The following is a 19176-nucleotide window of genomic DNA, read 5'->3' on the forward strand; positions in this document are numbered from 1 at the left end:
GCTCTGTCAGGTTTGGATGTTCAGGCTCCGGGTGGCGTGTAGCGTGCATCGACCCAGGCGCGACGGCGGCCGCTTTCGAGCGCGGTCAGGATGAAGTGCACGCCGCGCGCTCCGTCCTGTACGGTCGGAAAATCCAGATCGAGCGGATCGGGCTTTTCGCCGGCCAGCCGCGCCTTGAGCGTCCGGGCAAAGTTCAGGTAGATGTTCGCGAACGCTTCGATAAAGGCTTCCGGATGGCCTGAAGGCAGGCGCGAAGCCCGGCGAGCGGCCGGGGCCAGGTATTCGTTGCCCCGCTTGTAGACCTCCTCGGGCCGGTCGGAATAGCGCACGTACAGGTAGTTCGGTTCTTCCTGATGCCACTCGAGCGAGGCTTTCGTGCCGTAGACCCGGATCCGCAGGTTGTTTTCTTCGCCCACCGATACCTGCGAGGCGTAGAGGATGCCACGAGCACCGTTCTGGTAGTGGACGAGCAGGTTCGCGTCGTCCTCGACCTTGCGGCCGGGCACGAACGTGGTAATGTCGGCGCACAGGCGGTCCAGCTCCAGTCCGGTGATGTAGCGGGCCAGGTGTTCGGCATGCGAGCCGATGTCGCCCAGCGCCCCGGCACCGGCCAGCTTCGGATCGGTGCGCCAGACGGCCTGCTTCTGACCGGTCTGCTCCAGCGGTGTGGCCAGCCAGCCCTGCGGATACTCGACCACGATCTTGCGAATCTCGCCCAGCAGCCCCTCCTGCACCATGGCCCGCGCCTGCTTGACCATGGGGTAGCCCGAGTAGTTGTGCGTCAGCGCAAAGAGCACGTTGTGGCGGGCCACCAGCCGGCACAGATCCTCGGCCTCTTCCAGCGTGGTCGTCATGGGCTTGTCGCACACCACATGAAAGCCGGCTTCGATGAAGGCTTTCGCAATCGGGTAATGCAGATGATTGGGCGTGACGATCGACACGAAGTCGATCCGTTCCTCGGGCGGCAGCGCCGCCTCTTTTTCGACCATTTCCTCGTAGGAACGATAGACGCGCCGGGGATCCAGGTGCAGCAGGGCGCCCATCTGGCGCGACTTTTCCGGATCGGACGAAAAAGCCCCGGCCACCAGTTCGATCTCACCATCCAGCGCGGCGGCTTTGCGATGTACGGCACCGATAAAGGCACCGGGGCCGCCGCCTACCATGCCATAGCGAAGCTTACGGTTCAACGGCATCGCTTTTTTGAATTTTAGAAGGTCAGTTGCGACAGGTACTCGTAGCTGCGCCGAACGCTGGCCAGCGGATCCTCGGGTTGGTCGTGTTCCACAAAATAGTGCTGGAACTGCGCCTGTGCAAAGATCTTCGCGAAGTCGATGGTCCCCTGCCCTACGTCCGTCATCTGCCGCTCGGCCGTCATGTCCTTGACGTGGCAGAGCGGAAAGCGTTCGGGGTGCTGCTGCAGGTAGGCCAGCGGATCGTGCCCGGCGTAGGTGATCCAGTACAGGTCCAGCTCCATCTTGACCAGCTCCGGATCCGTCTCGGCCAGCAGCACGTCGTAGGGCACCTGATCGTCGAGGCGGGCAAACTCGAAATCGTGGTTGTGGTAGGCGAACTGCACGCCTGCAGCCCTGCAGGCCTCCCCCCAGCGGTTGAAGCGCTCGGCCCAGCGCCGGTAGTCGTCGAGCGTCTGGCGCTGCTCGGGCGGCAGCCAGGGCACCACCACGTAGCGATGCCCCAGCACCTGTGCGGCCTCCAGCGTGGCCTCCAGATTTTCTTCGAGCGCCTGGTAGGGCACATGCGTGGCGGGAGCCGAAAGTCCCAGGTTTTCGAGCATCTGATGCAGCTCCTGCAGCGTGTAGTTGTAGTAACCCGCAAATTCCACCTCGCGATAGCCGATCTCGGCCACCTGCTCCAGCGTACGCGGCACGTCCTGCTCCATGAGCGTCCGCACCGTGTAGAGCTGCAGCCCGATGCGTTCCAGGCGGCGCGTGCCACCCGAGGCGTTCTGGCTCTGTGAAGACTGGCTTTCGGATGGACGGCAGCCCAGCGCCACCGTCAGCCCTCCCAGCGCCAGCCCACCAGCCGTGCGCAGAAAATCGCGGCGATCCATGGCAAAACGGTTGGATGGTGACAGGATCTGTAGAGAATCACGCCCAGGCGCGGCCGATCTGGTCGTAGGGCACGCAGGCGTCGTAGCGCCCGGGCACCAGGTTGAGCCGCAGTTCCTGCGTGGCTCCCACTTCCGAGGTGTAGTAACCCACCACCGTCAGCTCCTTCATCACCCGGAAAAACGGCCGCAGCTCCACCGTCAGCGTGCGTGGTGGGCGCCCCTGCGCGATGTCTTCGGCCGATGTGTCTGGCCCGTCGACGATCTGGCCCGTGGCCCGGTCGATCACCACGCGGCGCGGCTCGGTCTGGCGGGCCTCCTGCTCCAGCTCCTGCAACAGCTGCACCTGCTGTTCCTCCGAAGCCCGCACGAACGGTCGTCCGAACCGCTCCTGCGCCAGCGCATCCACCCGGGAGAGCTCCTGCAGAAAGTGCTCGCGCTCGGCCGCGTACATCCAGTCCGTCAGCATCCGGTCGATGAACTCCGGCACACCGGCCGCACGGGCGCCCGGCGTGTCGGTCTCCGGAATGATCAGCTCGGCGATCGTGGCCACCAGCTCGTGCTGATCGGACGAGAGCGTCTGTGGCCGGTAGCCCGGCGCCGAACCGGCCCGGCAGCCACCCAGCACGCCCGCAATCGTCGACATCGACAGCGCCCCGCCCGTCAGCAGGGCCAGCCGCTTCAATGCTTCGCGTCGATCCATAGCTTTATGCGCTCGGTTTTACAGGTTGCCTTTTTTGAGTTGTTCGACGGCATAGTGCGCCGCCCGCGCCGTCAGCGCCATGTAGGTGATCGAGGGGTTCTGACAGGCCGACGAAGCCATGCAGGCCCCATCGGTCACGAACACGTTCGGCACGTCGTGCATCTGGTTGTAGGCGTTCAGCACCGACGTCTTCGGATCCCGACCCATCCGCGCCGTCCCCATCTCGTGAATGCACAGCCCCGGATGCGCGAACTCGATCCCGTCGTACACCTGGATATTCCGGGCGCCGGCCGCCTCGAGCATCTCGGCCGCGCTCTGCGCCATGTCTTTGCGCATGGCCAGCTCGTTCTCGCCCCAGGTGCAGTGGACGCGCAACAGCGGCATTCCCCAGGGGTCCGTGCGCTCCGGGTCCAGCTCCACGTAGTTCTCGTAACGCGGCAGCATCTCGCCCCAGGCCCCCAGTCCCATGATCCACGGCCCCGGATCACGCAGGGCTTTTTTGAACGCAGCGCCGAAGCCATTCATGTTCACGCCCCGGTCCCACCCTGGCCGCGAGGCGCCTCCCTGATAGCCGAAGCCCCGGAGGTAGTCCGACCGGTGCGTGGCGCGATCGCCCAGGTTTCGAAAACGCGGAATGTAAATACCGTTGGGCCGATCGCCGTAGTAGTACCGGTCCTCGAAGCCCGGGATCTCTCCGCTGGCACCGACCACGAAGTGATGATCCATGAGGTAGTGGCCCAGCACCCCACTCGAATTGCCCAGCCCGTTCGGAAAACGAGGCGTCTTCGAGTTCAACAGAATCTGCGTCGTCCCCAGCGTCGAAGCGCACAGGAAAATGATCCGCCCGTAAAACTCCAGCATCTCCTTCGTCTCCCGGTCGATCACCCGCACCCCCACGGCCCGGTCCTTCTCCTCGTCGTAGATCACACTGTGCACAATGCTGTTGGGCCGTAGCGTCAGGTTCCCCGTCGCCCGCGCCGCCGGAAGCGTGGCACTCAGGCTCGAAAAATACGCCCCCGGTGTGCAGCCCCGCTCGCAGACGCCGCAGTAATGGCAGGCCGCACGGCCGTTCAGGGGTACGGTCAGCACGGCCACACGCCCGATGGTCATTTTGCGACCGGGGAAAGCTTTTTCGATGCGTTCCTTGACGTGCAACTCGACGCAGTTCATCGGCATCGGCGGCAAAAACTGACCGTCCGGAAGCTGCGGCAAGCCCTCGGCCTGACCGCTGATCCCCGCAAAACGCTCCACATAGTCGTACCACGGCGCAATGTCCCGGTAACGGATCGGCCAGTCCACCCCGAAGCCATCCCGGGCGTTCGCCTCGAAGTCCAGGTCGCTCCACCGGTAACACTGGCGCCCCCACATGAGTGAACGCCCGCCTACCCGATCCCCGCGAATCCAGATGAACGGCTCCAGCTGGATGTAGGGATTTTCTTTGTCGTTGATGAACAGGTGCCTGGTATCTTCGCGACAGGCGTAGCAGTTTTTCTGAATGGCATACTCCTCGTCGAAAAGGCTGCGCTCGCCGCGCCCGCGAAAGGAGAATTTCCAGGGCGGTTGGTGCTCGGTCACGTAGTCCTTGCCGTGCTCCAGGGGACGGCCGCGTTCCAGCACGAGCGTCTTCAGGCCCAGTTCGCAGAGCTCTTTGGCCGCCCAGCCTCCTGAAATGCCCGATCCCACCACGATCGCATCGTACACCTCCGGCGGCCGTGCCACAAACACGTTCTTTTTCACCATCGGCGACGTCGTTTACAGGTTGCCTTTTTTGAGTTGTTCGACGGCATAGTGCGCCGCCCGCGCCGTCAGCGCCATGTACGTCAGCGACGGGTTCTGGCAGGCCGAAGACGTCATGCAGGCCCCATCGGTCACGAACACGTTCGGCACGTCGTGCATCTGGTTGTAGGCGTTCAGCACCGACGTCTTCGGATCCCGACCCATCCGCGCCGTCCCCATCTCATGAATGCCCTCGCCGGGTTTGTAGTCGTCGATGTACGGCTGCACGTTTTTGCCCCCGGCCGCCTCGAGCATCTCGGCCGCCGCATTGGCCATGTCCTCCCGCATCTTCCGCTCGTTCTCGCTCAGCGTACAGTGAATGCGCAGCACCGGAATGCCCCAGGCGTCGGTTACCTCCGGATCCAGTTCCACGTAGTTCTCGTAGCGCGGTAGCATCTCGCCGAAACCGGTCAGCCACATACGCCAGGGGCCGGGATCGCGCAGCGCCTGCTTGAGCGACACGCCAAAACCGTCCATCTCCGCCCCGCGCCACCAGCTTCCCCGGCTGGCCCCCCCCTGATAGCCGTATCCACGCAGAAAGTCCGGATGCCGCGTGGCGCGATCGCCCAGGTTTCGAAAACGCGGAATGTAAATGCCGTTGGGCCGATTGCCGAAGTAATACCGGTCCTCGAAGCCGGGGAATTCGGCTCCGGCCCCCACTTTGAAATGATGGTCCATGAGGTAGTGGCCCAGCACCCCACTGGAGTTGCCCAGCCCGTTCGGAAAACGCCGCGACTTCGAATTCAACAGAATCTGCGTCGTTGCCAGCGTCGAGGCGCACAGGAAAATGATCCGCCCGTAAAACTCCAGCATCTCCTTCGTCTCCCGGTCGATCACCCGCACGCCCACGGCCCGGTCCCGCTCCTCGTCGTAGATCACGCTGTGCACAATGCTGTTGGGCCGAAGCGTCAGGTTCCCCGTCGCCCGCGCCGCCGGAAGCGTACTGCTCAGGCTGCTGAAGTAAGCCCCCGGCGTACAACCGCGATCGCACGGGCCGCAGTAATGGCAGGCGCCTCGTCCGTTGTGTGGCACCGTCAGGATGGCCGCCCGTCCGATGGTCATTTTGCGGCCGGGGAAGGCCTTCTCGATGCGCTCCTTGACGTGCAGCTCGACGCAGTTCATCGGCATCGGCGGCAGAAACTGCCCGTCCGGAAGCTGCGGCAACCCCTCGGCCTGGCCCGTAATACCGACAAAACGTTCCACGTAGTCGTACCAGGGGGCAATATCCCGGTACCGAATCGGCCAGTCGATGGCGATGCCTTCGCGCGCGTTCGCCTCGAAATCCATTTCACTCCACCGGTAGCTCTGCCGTCCCCACATGATGGAGCGCCCGCCCACCTGATCGCCGCGAATCCACAGGAAAGGCTTGTCGGGGTCGTGCGTGTACGGATTTTCCCGATCGTTGATGAAAAAGTGGATGTTGTACTCGTTGACCGGGCCGGCCTGCATCTGGATGTAGTGATCCTCGAGCATGCGCTTGCGGTCTTCCAGACCCCGGAAGGACGTCTGCCACGGCGGCATGTGCTCGGTGATGTAGTCTTTGCCGTGCTCGATGGGACGGCCGCGTTCCAGCACGAGCGTCTTCAGGCCCAGTTCGCAGAGTTCTTTGGCCGCCCAGCCCCCTGAAATGCCCGATCCCACCACGATCGCATCGTACACCTCCGGCGGCCGCGCCACAAACACGTTCTTTTTCATAAGGCCCTCCTTCAAACAGCTTTAAACGAAAGCCCTTTCATCAAGCAGCTTGAAGATAGTATGGAGTCCCCTTTTTTGCAAACCATGAAACCGGTTCCAAACAACAAAGTCCTGCTTCACATTTAAGCGCCGCATGCTATTTTTCGAGACAAATGGACCAACTCACAGATTTCCATGAAACGACTTGGTGTTGGGTTTATCGGAAGCGGCTTTATCACGCGCTTTCATATTCAGTCCTGGCAGGCCGTGCGCGACGCCGACATCCGGGGCATCTGGAGCCCGAACCGGGCCCATGCCGAAGCAGCGGCAGCGCTGGCCCGTGAACTGCACGTGGGCGAAGCCCGGGCGTTCGACTCGATCGAAGCGATGGTGGCCGATCCTTCGATCGACGCGATCTGGATCTGCGGCCCCAACCACGCCCGCATCGAAAACATGGAAGCCATTGTGGATGCGCTGGAACGCGGTAAAGGCGAACTGGTCGGCGTGGCCTGCGAAAAGCCGCTGGCGCGCAACGTGGCCGAAGCGCGCCGCATGGTGGAACTGGTGGAGCGCACCGGTCTCCTGCACGGCTACCTGGAAGACCAGCTGTTCACACCGGCCATCCGACGCGGCCGGGAGATCCTCTGGAAACGCGGCGCCGCGCTGACCGGCCGCCCCTACCTGGCCCGCGCGGCCGAAGAGCACAGCGGACCGCACGCCCCCTGGTTCTGGTTCGGCAACCTGCAGGGCGGCGGCGTGCTCAACGACATGATGTGCCACAGCGTCGAGGTGGCTCGCTTCCTGCTGACCGAACCCGGCAAGCCGCGCCAGAGCATCCGCCCGGTCAAGGTGACGGCCCAGATCGCCAGCCTGAAGTGGTCGCGTCCGGAGTACGCCGCCTGGCTCCGGGAGCACATGGACCCGCGTCTGGACTACGAACACCATCCGGCTGAGGACTTCGCCCGCGCGACGATTGAGTTCGTGGACGAAGACGGCCGCACGCTCATCGCCGAAACAACCACTTCGTGGAGCTACGTGGGCCCCGGACTGCGCCTGACGGCCGAACTGCTCGGTCCCGAATATTCGATGCAGGTCAACTCGCTGGACACCGGCGCCCGGCTGTTCTTCAGCCGGCGCGTGCAGGGCGAAGCCGGCGAAGATCTGGTCGAAAAGCAGAATGCCGAGCAGGGCTGGATGCCGCTGGTAGGCAACGAAGCGGCCGAATACGGCTACGAATGGGAAAACCGCTACTTCGTGCGCTGCTTCCTCGAAGGACGCCAGCCGGAGGAGGACTTCCACGCAGGCCTGGAAGTGGTCGAACTGCTCATGACCGCCTACATGAGCGCCGAGCAGGAACGCACGCTCTCCTGGAAGCCAGAAGGACTGGAAACGTTCGTGCCGGCCGTCGCCCGCGGCACCTGGCAACCGAACCGACGGTGACGTTCAGGCCAGCATGTCACGCCTTCAGCGCAAAATTTGCAAGCTGCTTGCAGATTATCTGCAATGCCCTGCGCGGCACCCCGTCTTCAACGGTGCCGGTGACATAAGCGCATCCGCAAAAAGAAGCCCCCCCCCGAAAGAAAGGCGTGCTCAGCTGCGCGCTGCACAGTTGCCGGCCCTGGTTTCGCCACACTGACGGCAGCCCCGTTTTACAGGTGCCAGCCGCTGCGGTAGGTGGGCCGGATGTATTCCTCCGGCACCTCGATGTTCGTCACGCGCAGGGTGGCCGCGTCCCATTCGATCGTGCCGCCCACGCGCACGGCCAGATTCCCCAGCAGCACCATCTCCGTCAACGGCCCCGCATAGTCCGGGAAGTTCGAACCCGCCTGCCCACCGTTTTTACAGGCTTCGATCCATTCCTGATATACCCCCGGCGAACGCGGGTAGCGCGGCGCCGGTGCCGAAGCGATCCATTCCTGATGCCGCGACTCGGGCACCAGGCGCGGATTTTCCCCATAGGTCCCTGCAATCAACACGCCCTCGTCGCCGATGAACATCTGCCCGCTGTCCATCGGCGGCCAGGGCCGATCCTTCTCCCACTGTGGGGGACGCGGCGGCGCCAGGTTGCCGTCGCGCCAGACCACCCGAAGCGCCGGCCGATTTCCCCGGGCCGCAAACTCGTAGGTTACGCGCGACACCAGCGGCGCCGTCTCCGGAAAAACCGGGGTCGTCTCGGCCGTCACCCGCACCGGATCGCGCAGGTCGAACGTCCAGAAGGCCGCATCCATGATGTGACAGCCCATGTCGCCCAGCGCCCCGGTGCCAAAGTCCCACCAGCCCCGCCACTTGAACGGCACGTAGGCCGGATGGTAGGGCCGCTCCGGCGCCGGACCCAGCCACAGATCCCAGGCCAGCGTCGGCGGCACGTGGTAGGCCTCCAGCGGCCGCTCAATCGCCTGCGGCCAGATCGGCCGGTTCGTCCAGAAATGAATCTCCCGCACCGTACCGATCGCACCCGCTTCGATCCATTCCCGGATCTGGCGCGTGCCTTCGCCCGCGTGCCCCTGGTTGCCCATCTGCGTCACCACCCCTTTTTCGCGCGCCGCCTCGGCCAGCCGCCGCGCCTCGTAGATCGTGCGCGTGAGCGGCTTTTCGCAGTAGACATGTTTGCCCATCTGAATGGCCATCATCGCCGCCACGGCGTGCGTGTGGTCGGGCGTCGAGATCACCACCGCATCGATTCGGTCGCCTTCGCGCTCCAGCATTACCCGGAAGTCCTTATAGCGCGGTACATTCGGAAAGGCCCGATAGGTCTCGGCCGCCCGCTCGTCGTCCACATCGCAGAAGGCCACCAGATTTTCCGAAGAGACGCCACGCACGTTCCAGGCGCCACGGCCCCCCACGCCGATGCAGGCAATGTTCAGTTTGTCGCTGGGCGGCACAAAGCCTCGTCCCAGTACGTGCCGGGGCACGATCGTGAAAGCGGCTCCGGCCGTGGCCATCGTACCCAGAAACCGACGTCGGGAAATTCGCCCTCCTGCCATGGTTCCTCTGGAATTACGTTTTCAGGTCTGTCGCATGTTTTCCGGATCCCAGCCGATCGCCCGATTTTCAAGGTAGCTGGTGTTCGAAAGGAGCGCCGGAGCGGCGGCCCGGAAGCCAAAGGTGCCGTCCTCGACCACCCGCCCGCGCGTGCGCACCGCTTCGAAGAAGTTGCGGAAGTGATCCAGCCGGTCGTCGTAGCCCGGCGGAGCCTGGTAGACCACTTCCTGCGTTTCCGAGACCTCACGCTGCGGCGGATTTTCGGCCCGGAACGCTTCGAGGATCTGTCGTTGCATGGCCTCCGGGAACGTCCGCAGCGAATTCCAGCCGAGCAGCTCCTGCTCGGTCAGCCGTCGCGGCGGAAGCTTCGAGAGCCGCACCTGTCCCCATCCGATCTCGATCATCCCCTCGTCGCCGATGAACCGAAACGCCTCGCCGCCACCTCCGCCGTTGGCAAAGTTCACCTTGAGCGAAAGCGTAAACGACGGGTGAGCCGCTGTGTCAGGGTATTCATACAGTCCGGCCATGACGTCGGGCACCTCCCGGCCGTCTTTCCAGAAGCGGAGCCCGCCCGAGGCGTAGATGCGCGTGGGACCGAGTGCGTCGAGGACAAAGTGGATGCCCGAAAACAGATGCACGAACAGATCCCCGGGGATGCCCGTGCCGTAGTCCCAGTAGTTGCGCCAGCGGAAAAAGCGCACGGGATCGAACGGCCGGTGTGGTGCCGGTCCCAGAAAACGCTCCCAGTCGACGGTCTGCGGCGAGGCGTCCGGCGGGATCGTGTACTGCCAGGCGCCGGTGGCCGAGTTGCGGTTCATATAGGCCTCGACCATGTTGAGCTGGCCGATGGCACCCGATCGGTACAGCTCGCGGGCTTTGGCGTACAGGATAGAACTGACGCGCTGGCTGCCCACGATGAGCACGCGGCCGGTGCGTCGCTCGGCTTCGATGACGCGCAGGCCGTCCTCAACGCGCTGCACCATAGGCTTTTCCAGGTACACGTCCTTGCCGGCCTCCATGGCCTCGATGGCGATCTGCGCGTGCAGGTGGTCCGGCGTGGAGATGACGACGGCGTCCACATCCGGCCGTGCCAGCACCTCGCGATAGTCGCGCGTGGTGAACACGTCGGCACCGAACACCTCCTTCGTACGCACGAGCCGCCCGTCGTAGCAGTCGGCCACGGCGACCAGGCGTACCCCGGGCACCTGCAACGCCGTACGGGCATTGCCAAAGCCCATGATCCCCATGCCGATCATGCCCAGACCGATCGTGTCGGAGGGCGGCACGGGTCGAAGCGGTTCCGGGTGCAGCCGAACGATATGCGCCGGGCGCGTCAGTACGGCCGGCCCCAGGGCCAGTCCGGCCAGCGAGGCGCCCGTCCGGCGCAGAAAGTCGCGTCGTGACGTAGCCATGAGGTTATCGATTCAGCAAACGAATGCGGATGTTGCGATACCAGACCGGATCGCCATGATGCTGCAGGGCAATGTGGCCCTGCCGCGCCCTGCCGAAGTTCGGATAGACCCGGAATTTGCTGGCCGCCACACGAGCGTTCCAGTCCTCGCTCCAGAGTTCGTATTCGACCACCTTGCGGCCGTTGAGCCAGTGCTCGACGTGCGCGCTGTCCACCACAATCCGCGTCGTGTTCCACTCCCCGGCCGGACGCACCGCCGACGGATCCGTCGGATAGAGCGCGTAGCAGGCGCCGGCGCTCGTCTTCGGATCGTTGCCGTCCGGATGCCCCGCATTGTCCAGCACCTGATACTCCGGCCCGCTCATCCACGGCGCATCGTACTCCTCCGTCACCCGGTACATGATCCCGCTGTTGCCGCCCGGCGCCACCTTCCATTCCAGCTCCAGCACAAAGTCGGCAAACTGCTCCTTCGTGAGCAGGTCGCCGCTCCCCTCGCCCGTGCAGTGCAGCGTCCCGTCTTCGGCAATCCGCCAGCACGGCGGAATCGTCTCGCTTCGGTAGCCGCGCCAGGCCTCCAGACTCGTGCCGTCAAACAACACGATCCAGCCGGACGTGTCGGCCGCGGCCGCCTGCGCCTGCGCCGGTGCCTCCGAGCGCGACGGCCCGCACCCGGCTGCCAGCAGTACGATGCCCGGCAAAACCACTGAAAAAAGACGTCGCATACGGTTCATCGCTGTCCTCCCTGGTTGTTCTCTGCTTCGGCCAGTTGTGCCCGTACCCGTTCCAGCAGCGCCTTCGTGGCCCGAACGCCTTCCATCTCGTCCAGCCGATCCCCTTCGTACTCGATTCCGATATAGCCCCGGTAGCCGGCGTCCCGCACGATGCGCAGCAGGCGCACGTAGTCCAAGCGCGTCTCGTTCCCCTCGGCATCGAAGTCGTACGACTTGGCGCTCACGCCTTTCGCGAAGGGCATCAGCTCGGCCAGTCCCTGGTAGGGATCGTACCAGGTCTCCGCGTCCACGCGCCAGTTGCCGAAGTCCGGAAGCGTCCCGCAGCGCGGGTGATCCACCATCCGGATCACGCCCGCCAGCCAGGCCCCGTTGCTCGACAACCCGCCGTGGTTCTCCACCAGCACGTCCAGCTCGTGCTCGGCGGCAAACTCCACCAGTTGCCGCAGCCCGTCGGCCGCCAGCTTCTGCTGCTCCTCGTAGCTCCCCTCGCTGGCCGCGTTGACCCGAATCGAATGACAGCCCAGAAAGCGCGCCGCTTCCACCCACTTGTAGTGGTTCTCTACGGCCTGCCGCCGCCGGGCCGGGTCCGGATCGCCCAGCCGTCCCTCCCGGTCGCACATGATCAGCAGGCTGCGCACGCCCTCGCCCTCGGCCCGCCGCTTCAGCTCGCCAAGGTAGGCCCGGTCGCGCGCCCGGTCGAAAAAGAACTGGTTCACGTACTCGACCGCCTCGATCCCGAATTCCCGACGCGCCACCACCGGAAAGTCCAGCGCGTCGAGCTTCCCGCCGAAGATCGCCCGGTGCAGCGACCACTCGGCCAGCGAGATCCGAAACCACGGCGCCTCGTCGGTACCGCCGGTCCGCACCCAGCTCAGACCGACCGCCAGCAGCGCCGAAGCCCGCTCCAGAAAATCACGTCGATTCATGACATCGCCTCATTTTTCGACCACAGCCGAAGCGCCTGCCGCCGTGGCCGGCGCCCGCTCCACCCGGTCGTTGAACAGCAGCCCAAAGAGCACCATCACCACCGCCGCAAAGGCCGCCGGAATGAACCAGAACTGCTGCCAGGCCTCCAGCGAAAGCGCCTCGGCACCGTTCAGGAAGCTGTTGTAGAGGTTGCCCGCCACCTGGGCGCCGATGAGCATGCCCAGCCCGTAGGTCACCAGCACGAGCATACCCTGCGCCTGGCCCCGGATCTCCGGCGTCGATTTCTTATCCACGTAAATCTGACCCGTCACGAAGAAGAAGTCGTAGCAGATGCCGTGCAGCAGAATGCCGAGGATGATCATCCAGAAGATCGTGCTCGGCGCGGCCAGCGCAAACAGCACGTAACGCAGCACCCAGGCGCCCATTCCCACCAGCAGCATCCACTTGACACCCAGTCGTGCAAAGAACACCGGCATCAGCAGCATGAAGACCACCTCGGACATCTGCCCGAGCGTCTGCGTACCCGCAATGTTCTGAAAGCCCGTCGCCTCCAGGAAAAGCTGCGTGAAGTTGTAGTAGGCCGCCAGCGGAATGCAGATCAAAAACGAACTGACCAGAAACACATAGAACGGCTTGCTCCCCAGCCGCTCAAGCGCATCCAGGCCCACGATGCTCCGAATCGAGACGGGTTGCCCTGCGGCCGGCGGGGGCGTGTGCGGAAGCGTGAAGCTGTAGAGCCCCAGCAGAATGCTCGCCACGGCCGCCGTGTAAAGCGGCAGCGGCGTCTGCTCGGGCAGCCGTCCCTCAGCTACAAATGCCTTCAGCACGAAGCTCACGAACAGTCCGGCCACGATCCAGCCGATCGTTCCGAACACACGGATCAACGGAAACTGCTTCTCCTGGCTCTGGATGTGGTGAAACGCCAGCGAATTGGCCAGTCCCAGCGTGGGCATGTAGCACAGGTTGTAGAGCAACAGCAGCAGAATGAACGCGACAGGCGCCCCGCTGAACTGCGGCACCAGCAGCAAGACCACCAGCAGATGCAACACGCCCAGCACTTTTTCCGTGGCAAAGTAGCGGTCGGCTATCAGGCCCAGGAAAAACGGGGCGGCGATGGCCGCGATCGGGTTGACCGTGTAGGGCCAGTGCGTGAGCGTGCCCATGCCCTCGGCCGCCATGTAGACGGCCACCGACGTGTACCAGGCGCCCCAGATAAAAAACTCCAGAAACATCATCGCGCTGAGTCGCGCACCGAGAAACCGCTTCATGGCTGCAGGGAGGCTGTTGGTGGGTGAAAGCGCTTAGTTCTGGTGAAAAAGTTTAGAACAAAATAATGGAAAAACTCAAGTCTGAAAAGTGTCCCTTTCTGGTTGGAAGCGCTCCCACGTTGATAGAAAAAGTCTTTCTGAGCGATCGATGCAGAAGCGTTCTGTGCGGGCACCGGGACTTGCTTCTACAGGGGTGAGACGCGGCGGCCTGCAGCAGGATAGGTCTGGAACCGGAGCAAGTGCGCCGGGGCGGTCTTGTCGGAGGCCACTATCGAAGGGGCGCGTTCACCGCACAGGCCATCGTCGCGTGGGCGGCATTCTTTATTGCTGCAGGCGGGCCAGGTAGCGACGGGCCGCCTCATGTTGCGGGTCGTAGCGCAGGACCTGGCGCCAGGCGTGCGCGGCGGCCGCGCGTTCTCCACGCAGCGCATGCAACACGCCCAGGTTCAGCCAGGCATCGATGAAGGTCGAGTCGGCCTGCAACGCCCGGCGGTACGTCTGCATGGCCGCCAGCGTGTCGCCCTGCACAAAGTAAAGCGCCGCCAGGTTGTTCAGAATCTCGGGATTATCCGGAGAGAGGAATAGCGCAATGGTGTAGGCCCGCAGCGCCTCCTCGTAGCGACCGCTTCGACGCAGGGCCGCTCCCAACGCGGCAAACGCATAGGGGTTGTCGGGTGTGGTACGGACGGCCTCTTCCAGCATCTGCACCTGGGCGTTCAGTTCGCGCAGTTGCTCATAACGCTGCAGCGCAGCCTCGCCTTCCTCCCGGCGCCCCACGCGTAGCAGCGCCTGTCCCAGGCTGTAGTGTGCGCCGGCATGCCAGGGCCAGGCCGCCACCACACGCTGCAGATACGGTAGCGCCTCAGCGAACCGACCGTTTTTCATCAGCAGCTCGCCCAGCAGGTAGTTCGTTTCCGGATTGTCCGGATCCAGGGCCTGCGCTCGCTGCGCATAGGTCAACGCCTCGGCAAAGCGTCCTTCATCGTCAAGGAGTTGCGTCATGCCGATGTAGGCCGGCACGTAGGTGCTGTCGAGCTGCAAGGCCTGCCGGTAGGCGTAGGCGGCGCTGTCGACCACACCCAGCTCGCGGTAGGCCCGGGCCATGGCCTGCCACGTAGGTGCTCCGGGATAACGCTGCAACTCCTTCTGATAGAGCGCAATGGCCTCCCGAAAACGATGCTGCCGGGCTTTCAGGTTGGCCAGGTTGTGCCAGATGCCCCGGAAATTCGGGTCGCGTTGCAGCACCTCCTGGTAGGCGGCTTCGGCCCGGTTGAACTGGGCCATTTCGGCATAGAGGCGCCCCTGCAGAAAATAGATGGCCGGTTCATCAGGGTCGTAGTGGGCGGCACTGTCGGCCAGCGCCAGCGCCCGGGCAAAGTCGTAATGCTGCAGCGCCTGTTCGGCCTGCAGGAGCAACGACCGGACGCGCGGATCGACCGGACGCCGCTCGGTCTGGCGGCTGCTGCAGGCACCGACCACCAGCATTACTCCGCTCAGCAGGACGTAAAAAATTGTGTGTCGGTAGTTCATTGCAATCGGCTGAGATAGGCACGGGCTGCTTCATGCTCCGGATTCAACTGCAGGGTGCGCCGCCAGGCCTCACGGGCGGCCTCGCTATCGCCGAGCATCGCATAGACGACGCCCAGGTTGAACCAGCCCTCGGCAAAGCCCGAGTCGGCCCGGACCAGCAGCTGCAATCCCTTCAGGGCACCGGCGGTATCCCCCATGGCGAGTTGTAGCGCGGCCAGATTGCTGAGCAGTGCCAGGTTGCCCGGGGCAAGCGTCAGAGCGGTCTGCAGGGCCGTGTAGGCCTGGTCCAGATAGCCGGCCTCCATCAGCAGGCGGGCATATGTCGACCAGGCGTCCGGATCGTCGGGTTGCAGTTCCGTGCGTCGGCGGGCATGCAACAGTTTCTCGGTCAGCTTTTGTAACGAGTCGGCCCGTGTCAGGTAGCGCTGTCCTTCTTCCTGACGGCCGGTGGCGATCAACGCGCGTCCCAGGTTGTAGGCGGCGCCGTCGTGTCCGGGCCAGTGTTGCGCCACGGTCTGCAGCAGCGGGATCGCCTCTTCAAATCGCCCCAGTTGCACCAGCAGTGCTCCCACCCGATAGCGGTAATCCAGCCGTGCGGGCGCCAGTGCCATTGCCTGTTCTGCGTGGCGGAGCGCCGCTTCATACCGGCCGGCACGTTCCAGCAGTCGACTCAGCCCTGCATGAGCCTCGGCGTACGTCGAATCCATCCGGAGCGCCTGCTCATAGGCCGCGCGGGCGCTGTCGTCCCGGGTCAGCTGCTCATAGGCGTTGCCCATCTGGGTCCACACGGCAGCCAGCGTCTGCGCCGACGTCGACACCTCCTCGGCCAGTTTCAGTTCTTTCCGGTAGTAGCCAATGGCCTCGCGGTAGCGACGCGCCAGCGCCGCATTCTGCCCCAGATTGAACCAGGCGCCCGGATAGTGGGGTTGCCGCTCGAGCACCTGCCGGAAGGCGGTGGCCGCCGCGTCGTAACGCCGCTGCTGCATATAGACCAGGCCACGAACGAACAGCGCGTCCGGCCAGCCCGGCGCATAGCGCTCCACACTGTCGGCCATCGCCAGCGCGAGCGTCAGCTGCTGCGTCGCCAGCGCCTGTTGCATCTGCTGGAGAAAGGGCTCGGCCTGCGGAGGTAGCGGCACCGATTCCGGAGAATTCTGCCGGCAACCCGTCAGTAGCAGCAGGCCGAATATCAACCACACGCCGCACTTCATGGTATAGCCGGTCGATAGGGTTGAGGAGGTTGCCCTTCAATCAACAGCCAGCGGTGGTCGGCGGCCAGTTGCTCGAAGCGCTGCTGCAGACCGCTCGGCCACCATACCACCAGGGAATCGACCTGCGTATGCGGCCCCAGCCCCACCGTTACGATGTACTCCAGTTGCGAAAGGTAGCTGCTGCCGCCGTGCACACGCCGCTCCAGGCGACGACCACCTGCATAGAAAATCAGTTGCGTGCCCAGGGCGTCCCGATTGCTCTGCACGCCCCGAAGTGCCAGTTGGACAAAGTGCGGGGCGCCCGGCCGCCCCGGATCGGTCCGGTTGCGCCAGAGATGCACGGGCCCGCCGTTTTCGATGAGCAGCACATCCACATCGCCGTCCCGGTCATAGTCGGCATAGGCCGCCCCTCGCCCCAGCAGCGGCTTTGCCCAGACACCGACCGGCGGGTACTCCCGGAAGCGCCCTGCCCCTTCGTTCAGGAAAAGCTGCGGACGCTGTCGGAAGGTGACGCCATCCTGTACGCTGGCGATGTCTGCCATGATGTGCCCGTTGCAGAGCAGCAGGTCCAGATCGCCGTCCAGGTCCGGATCGAAGAAAAACAACCCGAACGTCAGCGTCAGCAACGTAGGCGAACCCATCCCGACCTGCGGGGCGCGATCGACGAACACGCCGTTTCCCATGTACTGGTAGAATCCGGCCATTTCGCTGGAAAAGTTACCGATGGCGATCACCGGAGTGGCATCTGGTCCGAAAAAGCCCACGTCGATTCCCATGCCCGCCCGGGCGCGGCCGTTTGCGTCGAAGGCGATCCCGGCCACCATCCCGCGCTCGGTGAACGTGCCGTCGCCGTTGTTGACAAAGAGCAGGTCGCGCTGCGTATCGTTAGCCACAACCAGATCGGGCCATCCGTCCCGGTTGAAATCCAGTTCGGCTACGCCCAGCGTCTTACCGGGCATTCCGGCAAAACCGGCGGCTTCGGTCATATCGGTAAAGGTACCATCGCCGTTGTTGTGAAAGAAGCGTCCTGACACGCCGTTGTACTGGCGAGGTGTGCAGTAGTCTTTGTGGAAGCCGTCGGAGGTGCAGAAAAGGTCGGTTTCAGGCGTCCAGTCCACATAATTGCCGTAAAACAGATCCAGCCAGCCATCGCGGTCGGCGTCGAAGAAGATGGCCGCCGTGCTCCAACTGGTATCGCCGCTCAGACCGGCCTCACGACTGACTTCTCTGAATCGTCCCTGTCCGTCATTCTGAAAAAGCAGGTTGGGCCCCAGAGCTGTCAGGAAAAGATCCGTATCGCCGTCGTTGTCGTAGTCGGCCGCGGCGATTCCCATGCCGTAGGCGGTATACCGATCCAGACCGGCCTGGGTCGTCCAGGGCTCAAAGGTGCCATCGCCCCGGTTGCGGTAGACGGTCAGTGCCGGGAGTGCGGGTCCGTGCCCGGGCCAGTGCGCACCGGTAACCAGAACGATGTCCACCCAGCCATCGCCGTCGAGATCGGCAAATCCGCCACCACCCCCCAGACTTTCCGGCATCCATTTCTGTCCGAAAGCGCCGGTCTCGTGCCTGAAGTCGCTCAGACCGACTTCTGCCGTTACGTCTTCAAATACAGGCCCCTCTGCTTCGACGGTCGATTGCTCCGGCATTTCCGGAGCCTGCGCGCCACAACCTGCAAGCAACCCGCCGATCAGCAGCCACCTGAGAACCGTCCGCCTGCCCACCATCTATCCACGACGTCTTCGGAAAAAAGCGGTCTGCCCACCCGAAGTGGACAGACCGCGCCATGCGACTATTACAATTTACAATGTTCTGCTTCAGAACGAAAGTTGAATGCCCAGACGATTTACGTTGTCAAAGGTGTCAAACGCCGTGTAGGCATAGTTGAACATGAAGCCCACCGAGCCGAAGCGCTGCTGGATCCCCACGCCCAGGCTGGCGCCTTCCACGTCGGACGGATAGATGTAACCGGCCCGAAGCGCCAGCGTGTTCATCAACACATATTCGGCGCCGATGTGCAACCGCTCGTCGAAGTCACGCGGGCGCTCGGCATCGATGGCCACCAGCAGTTTGTGCATGTTGGGATCCTGGTTGGTCAGGTCGAGCAGGTTCATGGCCACCCCGATTCGGAAGGTCAGCGGGGGCTCGAAGTTTTCCTGCTCGTACTTCAACTCCCGCGAAAAATTGCGGGCGCTGGCGGCAAACGTCAGGCTCCGAAAGCCCGTGTGGTAGATCACGCCGAAGTCGAAAGCGACCGTGCTTTTGTTGTAATCTTTGCTGATCAGGTCGCCGCCATCGCCGAAGGCGACCGGGAAGGTGCCCAGATCCTGACGGACGTATTTCACCTGCCCCCCCACGGCGAAGCGGTCGCTCAACGCCCGGGCATACCCGAAGCCCACGGCCAGCGCGGTGGGGCTGTAGGTGCCGATGTCCTCGTAGCCGCTCTCGTTGTCGGCTCGGATCGTGCCGAGGAATTCGCCATAGTCGACGGCTACCACCGAGACACCGAAGACCCCGTAGATCCCACCGCTCGGACTGAAGGCCAGCGTCCCGCCGTTGTAACGAATGTCGGCGATCCACTGGGCCTGCATCAGCGCCAGATGAAAGCGGTCGGTCATCTGGGCCATCGTGGCCGGATTGTAAAGCAGGGCCAGCGACGTGTTCAGGCTCTGCGCCGTAGCCGCCGATCCCATAGCCGCCAGACGGGGATCGAGCGACATGCTCAGAAACTTCAGCCCCGTCTGGGCCCGCTTTTCAAGCTTTACCTGCTGGAATCCGCTTTCTCCGATCTGCTGCGCATCGGCACGGGGCGCCAGCCAGAGCAGCAGCAGTAGCAGGCCCCATTGCCAGCGTGGTAGATGCATCTTCATAGGAATCATCGTTTTGAATTCGTTTTTTAGA

General features: G+C 63.9%; 15 protein-coding genes. 1 reads left to right on the forward strand and 14 read right to left on the reverse strand.

All coding sequences use genetic code 11. The features are described from left to right. Positions 1-20: 20 nt before the first annotated feature. The 5 genes from GYH26_RS09555 to GYH26_RS09575 are packed head-to-tail and all read right to left on the reverse strand — an operon-like array spanning position 21 to position 6239. Complete coding sequence (locus GYH26_RS09555) at positions 21-1193, reverse strand: Gfo/Idh/MocA family protein (protein WP_161541453.1); 1173 nt, start codon at positions 1191-1193, stop codon at positions 21-23. Between the two features lie 14 nt (positions 1194-1207). Beyond that, positions 1208-2068, reverse strand: coding sequence for a sugar phosphate isomerase/epimerase family protein (locus GYH26_RS09560; RefSeq protein WP_161541454.1), 861 nt, complete (start codon positions 2066-2068; stop codon positions 1208-1210). Between the two features lie 37 nt (positions 2069-2105). Further along, entirely contained in the window at positions 2106-2768 is a 663-nt protein-coding gene (locus GYH26_RS09565; RefSeq protein WP_012844231.1) for a gluconate 2-dehydrogenase subunit 3 family protein, read from the reverse strand. A gap of 18 nt (positions 2769-2786) precedes the next feature. Then, complete coding sequence (locus GYH26_RS09570) at positions 2787-4508, reverse strand: GMC oxidoreductase (protein ID WP_161541455.1); 1722 nt, start codon at positions 4506-4508, stop codon at positions 2787-2789. 12 nt (positions 4509-4520) lie between these two features. Further along, positions 4521-6239, reverse strand: coding sequence for a GMC oxidoreductase (locus tag GYH26_RS09575; protein ID WP_161541456.1), 1719 nt, complete (start codon positions 6237-6239; stop codon positions 4521-4523). A 174-nt stretch (positions 6240-6413) separates the two neighbouring features. Here GYH26_RS09575 and GYH26_RS09580 point away from each other — a divergent pair, with 174 nt between their 5' ends. Next, positions 6414-7658 carry a Gfo/Idh/MocA family protein gene (locus GYH26_RS09580; protein ID WP_161541457.1) on the forward strand — a complete coding sequence of 415 codons (1245 nt, stop codon included), beginning with the start codon at positions 6414-6416 and terminating at the stop codon, positions 7656-7658. A gap of 209 nt (positions 7659-7867) precedes the next feature. Here the strand turns inward: GYH26_RS09580 and GYH26_RS09585 are convergent, their stop codons facing one another. The 9 genes from GYH26_RS09585 to GYH26_RS09625 all read right to left on the reverse strand — a co-directional run bounded on the left by GYH26_RS09585 (position 7868) and on the right by GYH26_RS09625 (position 19145). Further along, the gene (locus GYH26_RS09585) at positions 7868-9202 is read right to left on the reverse strand and encodes a Gfo/Idh/MocA family protein (protein WP_161541458.1); all 1335 of its coding nucleotides are present in this window, start codon (positions 9200-9202) and stop codon (positions 7868-7870) included. 21 nt (positions 9203-9223) lie between these two features. Next, positions 9224-10612, reverse strand: a complete 1389-nt coding sequence (locus GYH26_RS09590; RefSeq protein ID WP_161541459.1) for a Gfo/Idh/MocA family protein — start codon at positions 10610-10612, stop codon at positions 9224-9226. Positions 10613-10616: 4 nt separating this feature from the next. After that, the gene (locus GYH26_RS09595; RefSeq protein ID WP_161541460.1) at positions 10617-11342 is read right to left on the reverse strand and encodes a 3-keto-disaccharide hydrolase; all 726 of its coding nucleotides are present in this window, start codon (positions 11340-11342) and stop codon (positions 10617-10619) included. Further along, positions 11339-12268 carry a sugar phosphate isomerase/epimerase family protein gene (locus tag GYH26_RS09600; protein WP_161541461.1) on the reverse strand — a complete coding sequence of 310 codons (930 nt, stop codon included), beginning with the start codon at positions 12266-12268 and terminating at the stop codon, positions 11339-11341. The genes GYH26_RS09595 and GYH26_RS09600 overlap by 4 nt, the downstream gene beginning before the upstream one ends. A 9-nt stretch (positions 12269-12277) precedes the next feature. Then, the gene (locus GYH26_RS09605) at positions 12278-13537 is read right to left on the reverse strand and encodes an MFS transporter (RefSeq protein ID WP_161541462.1); all 1260 of its coding nucleotides are present in this window, start codon (positions 13535-13537) and stop codon (positions 12278-12280) included. A 321-nt stretch (positions 13538-13858) separates the two neighbouring features. Beyond that, positions 13859-15067 carry a tetratricopeptide repeat protein gene (locus GYH26_RS09610; RefSeq protein ID WP_161541463.1) on the reverse strand — a complete coding sequence of 403 codons (1209 nt, stop codon included), beginning with the start codon at positions 15065-15067 and terminating at the stop codon, positions 13859-13861. Beyond that, positions 15064-16266, reverse strand: coding sequence for a tetratricopeptide repeat protein (locus GYH26_RS09615; protein WP_161541464.1), 1203 nt, complete (start codon positions 16264-16266; stop codon positions 15064-15066). Before GYH26_RS09615 ends, GYH26_RS09610 begins: the two co-directional genes overlap by 4 nt. 8 nt (positions 16267-16274) lie before the next feature. After that, complete coding sequence (locus GYH26_RS09620; RefSeq protein ID WP_161541465.1) at positions 16275-18002, reverse strand: CRTAC1 family protein; 1728 nt, start codon at positions 18000-18002, stop codon at positions 16275-16277. Between the two features lie 90 nt (positions 18003-18092). After that, complete coding sequence (locus GYH26_RS09625) at positions 18093-19145, reverse strand: PorV/PorQ family protein (RefSeq protein ID WP_242006364.1); 1053 nt, start codon at positions 19143-19145, stop codon at positions 18093-18095. Positions 19146-19176: the final 31 nt, after the last annotated feature.

The sequence above is a fragment of the Rhodothermus marinus genome, assembly GCF_009936275.1.
Classification (GTDB): Bacteria; Bacteroidota; Rhodothermia; order Rhodothermales; family Rhodothermaceae; genus Rhodothermus; species Rhodothermus marinus_A.

Coding starts and splice junctions, on each gene's coding strand:
- GYH26_RS09555 (WP_161541453.1), bottom strand. CDS start 1,193: ATGCCGTTGAACCGTAAGCTTCGCTATGGCATGGTAGGCGGCGGCCCC.
- GYH26_RS09560 (WP_161541454.1), bottom strand. CDS start 2,068: ATGGATCGCCGCGATTTTCTGCGCACGGCTGGTGGGCTGGCGCTGGGA.
- GYH26_RS09565 (WP_012844231.1), bottom strand. CDS start 2,768: ATGGATCGACGCGAAGCATTGAAGCGGCTGGCCCTGCTGACGGGCGGG.
- GYH26_RS09570 (WP_161541455.1), bottom strand. CDS start 4,508: ATGGTGAAAAAGAACGTGTTTGTGGCACGGCCGCCGGAGGTGTACGAT.
- GYH26_RS09575 (WP_161541456.1), bottom strand. CDS start 6,239: ATGAAAAAGAACGTGTTTGTGGCGCGGCCGCCGGAGGTGTACGATGCG.
- GYH26_RS09580 (WP_161541457.1), top strand. CDS start 6,414: ATGAAACGACTTGGTGTTGGGTTTATCGGAAGCGGCTTTATCACGCGC.
- GYH26_RS09585 (WP_161541458.1), bottom strand. CDS start 9,202: ATGGCAGGAGGGCGAATTTCCCGACGTCGGTTTCTGGGTACGATGGCC.
- GYH26_RS09590 (WP_161541459.1), bottom strand. CDS start 10,612: ATGGCTACGTCACGACGCGACTTTCTGCGCCGGACGGGCGCCTCGCTG.
- GYH26_RS09595 (WP_161541460.1), bottom strand. CDS start 11,342: ATGAACCGTATGCGACGTCTTTTTTCAGTGGTTTTGCCGGGCATCGTA.
- GYH26_RS09600 (WP_161541461.1), bottom strand. CDS start 12,268: ATGAATCGACGTGATTTTCTGGAGCGGGCTTCGGCGCTGCTGGCGGTC.
- GYH26_RS09605 (WP_161541462.1), bottom strand. CDS start 13,537: ATGAAGCGGTTTCTCGGTGCGCGACTCAGCGCGATGATGTTTCTGGAG.
- GYH26_RS09610 (WP_161541463.1), bottom strand. CDS start 15,067: ATGAACTACCGACACACAATTTTTTACGTCCTGCTGAGCGGAGTAATG.
- GYH26_RS09620 (WP_161541465.1), bottom strand. CDS start 18,002: ATGGTGGGCAGGCGGACGGTTCTCAGGTGGCTGCTGATCGGCGGGTTG.
- GYH26_RS09625 (WP_242006364.1), bottom strand. CDS start 19,145: ATGAAGATGCATCTACCACGCTGGCAATGGGGCCTGCTACTGCTGCTG.